General features: G+C 40.4%; 3 protein-coding genes. All 3 read right to left on the minus strand.

From position 1 onward, the window contains the following. Positions 1 to 238: 238 nt before the first annotated feature. The 3 genes from CHX27_RS01100 to CHX27_RS01110 all read right to left on the minus strand — a co-directional run bounded on the left by CHX27_RS01100 (position 239) and on the right by CHX27_RS01110 (position 2,470). Positions 239 to 607 carry a transcriptional regulator gene (locus tag CHX27_RS01100; protein WP_133063381.1) on the minus strand — a complete coding sequence of 123 codons (369 nt, stop codon included), beginning with the start codon at positions 605 to 607 and terminating at the stop codon, positions 239 to 241. A gap of 413 nt (positions 608 to 1,020) precedes the next feature. Continuing rightward, positions 1,021 to 1,512: a hypothetical protein gene (locus CHX27_RS01105; RefSeq protein WP_094484935.1), complete on the minus strand. Its 492-nt coding sequence runs from the start codon at positions 1,510 to 1,512 to the stop codon at positions 1,021 to 1,023. 286 nt (positions 1,513 to 1,798) lie between these two features. Continuing rightward, positions 1,799 to 2,470, minus strand: a complete 672-nt coding sequence (locus CHX27_RS01110; protein WP_094484936.1) for an AAA family ATPase — start codon at positions 2,468 to 2,470, stop codon at positions 1,799 to 1,801. Positions 2,471 to 2,687 lie beyond the last annotated feature (217 nt).

The following is a 2,687-nucleotide window of genomic DNA, read 5'->3' on the forward strand; positions in this document are numbered from 1 at the left end:
CTAACAGCTAACAGCTAAAAAGCTAAAAAATAGAAAAAAGCGAAAATGGAGCGCGATGTTTCACAATGTTTTTCACAATGTACACAATGCTGCCTTCGACAAGCTCAGGCACCGACGATACCTGGGTTAGGGTGGGAAACTGATACGTTTAGAGGTGAACGTCACGTAGTCTTTCCCGATAGCTATCGGGACTAGCTTCCCCTAAAAAATCCGCCTTCAACAAGCTCAGGCTCCCCCCTCATTTCACCCCATGTATCTCCCTAAAAACCTGCAACTGCGCTTTGAGCAAATCGATTTCGGTGTTTTTTTGGTCGAGTTGGTTTTGCAGGTCGATTTCCTTTTGGGTTTGGTACGGAATTTTGAGCCACTTCTCGCCGAGTTCCATCAGGAAATTGTGCTGCAAGGCTTGCGAAATGCGCCAAAGGATGGTGAATTGCAGCGAATGTTGCCGGAAATACTGATTAAACGTACTGGGTATAACTTGTAAGGCTTCGGCTACGCCTCGCTTCAAAATTTTGTTTTGCTCGATATGCCATTGAACGAAGTTTCCTAAATGCGGTGCATCCGTCTCCTTTCGTAACTGATATTTATTGACTCTAGATTTCATAAAAGCTTGTTTTTGTGACAAATATATTTTTTTTCTGTTGTTTTTAATACTGCAAAACGAAATTTTGTACGTATCAGTACGTAGCAAACTTAGTCGACTACTCAGTTGTGTAGGTTTACGACCTTGTTTTAAGGGTCGCCTACTATTTTATATGGGTCGCGCACCTTGTTTATTGGGTCGGCAACCTAGTAAACTGATATGTCGACTATGTTTTATTTGTTTAAAATGTAATTTAATAGGTCGCCGACCACGTAAACTTATAGCTAGGCATACTAAACTAGGTCGGCGACTAAGTTATATACGTCTGCATACGTAAATGTGTTTATATGGTCCGAATTTTTCTATAAAAATTTTGCGCATAAAAAAACCGCTTCGTTGCGGAAGCGGTTTGGTTTGCGAGTGTGATTTACCGTTTACTGCGCTGGATTGGTTGCAGGTGCTAAGCGCCCTCCTTGTCCGGCAAAGCGGGTGCGCAATTGGTTGTAAATGGCATCGCTACCCGGTACACCGGCATCGGCGGCCGATCCGAAAAGTTTGTACAATGCCAGAGCCGAGGTATATGCCTCGCTGCCGGCTAGCATTTGCGTGTCTTCGAGTTTTTCGAGGAGTTGGCGTGTAAGCTGAATGACTTCGTCGAGTTGCGAAAAGAGCGTCATATCGCTTTGCATATTGGCCACCGACACATACGACGGTACCAAACTGGCGTTGTTTGCTCCGGCGTTAATTGCATCCTCGGTAAAGGCTTTGTTGTTCACATCGATGGTGGGCAGTGCCGCACGCTCTTCGGCTGTTAATCCTACCAAAAAAGGCAAGTTGGTGTTAATGGTTTGCAAGGCGTTTTTTACAGCGGTAAGCTGCGCTTGGGTTGCGGTAACGCTCAATCGGTTGTTTGTTAGGTTCGACATAAAATAAATTTTTAAATGTTTAACCTAAAGCTATAAAATGTTCGGAAATCGTAACAAACGAACGTTGTAGAAATTTTTCGATAAGGGGTAAGGGGTGTGGGGTAGGGTTTAGTGGAGACTGGCTTGTAAATAGGGGGCTGTTAGTAATGGCGTGGGTAGGGGCGGAGTAGGGGGTGTTTTTAGGTTAGCCTCAAAGTCGGGAGACTTTGAGGAGCGGGGGAGTATTTTAAGGTTAGCCTCAAAGTCGGGAGACTTTGCGGAGCGCGGGTTCTTTGCTATCGTATTTTTAGGTTAGCCTCAAAGTCGGGAGACTTTGCGGAGCGGGGGGTTTCGTGTAAGTATGAACATCTGTTTCTACGGGAATATAGATGTAGGAATAGTGTGAAATGATGTACTCGTAAAAACCTTTAAAGTACTGTTGAATTTCTTCTTCTGTGGGTTTAATGGCTGGATTATCTATTACAAAATCTATATAATTATGGTATGACCCAAAAAAAATTCCAGCTTCATTATATTTCTTTCCAATGATTAAAAGCAAATGTTCTTTTTCTAAAAAGTTTTGTTTTAATTCATCTCTGTGTTTATAAAAATCATCGAGTGCTGCGGATTTAGTTTTAATTTTTGTGTTCCATAGAAAATTTGAAAGTTTAATAGCTTTCTCGTAATTTTCGAGGTCTTCCTTTTTGGATTTTTTTAATGTATCTTTTTTGAGAACTAATATAGGTGCTATAAAAGGTATGTTGGCTCCACTTAAACCTCCTTCGTTTTTTGCTTCATTATTGATAGGCCATTCAGAGTTATTTTTTCTATTAATTGCAAAATCTAGAGCTTCTAAAACTGAACTTTTCCCAACACCATTTTCACCGATAAGGCTTGAAAAACCACATCCTTCTGAAATAGGAATAAAGGTTATTCCTTTATAGATCTTGAAATGTCTTAAAAATAGCGATGTTATCATTTGTTGTCGGTTTTTTATAATTAGGCATTACTTAATAAGTAACGAAGTTCTTCCCACTTATATCTCAATTCTCAAAAACACTCGTAATTTATTCCATGACAGTACGTTACATTAAAAAAAATGTACGCGTTTTTGATCTACTAAATCGGACACTTGTTTTGCCTTTGGTTAAGTTGCTAATTAAGGTGTTTTTCTCTTCCCAAAACTACCTACTTAT

Origin of the sequence: Flavobacterium aurantiibacter, from assembly GCF_002251775.1 — a bacterium.
Lineage (GTDB): Bacteria > Bacteroidota > Bacteroidia > Flavobacteriales > Flavobacteriaceae > Flavobacterium > Flavobacterium aurantiibacter.

Coding starts and splice junctions, on each gene's coding strand:
- CHX27_RS01105 (WP_094484935.1), bottom strand. CDS start 1,512: ATGTCGAACCTAACAAACAACCGATTGAGCGTTACCGCAACCCAAGCG.
- CHX27_RS01110 (WP_094484936.1), bottom strand. CDS start 2,470: ATGATAACATCGCTATTTTTAAGACATTTCAAGATCTATAAAGGAATA.
- CHX27_RS01100 (WP_133063381.1), bottom strand. CDS start 607: ATGAAATCTAGAGTCAATAAATATCAGTTACGAAAGGAGACGGATGCA.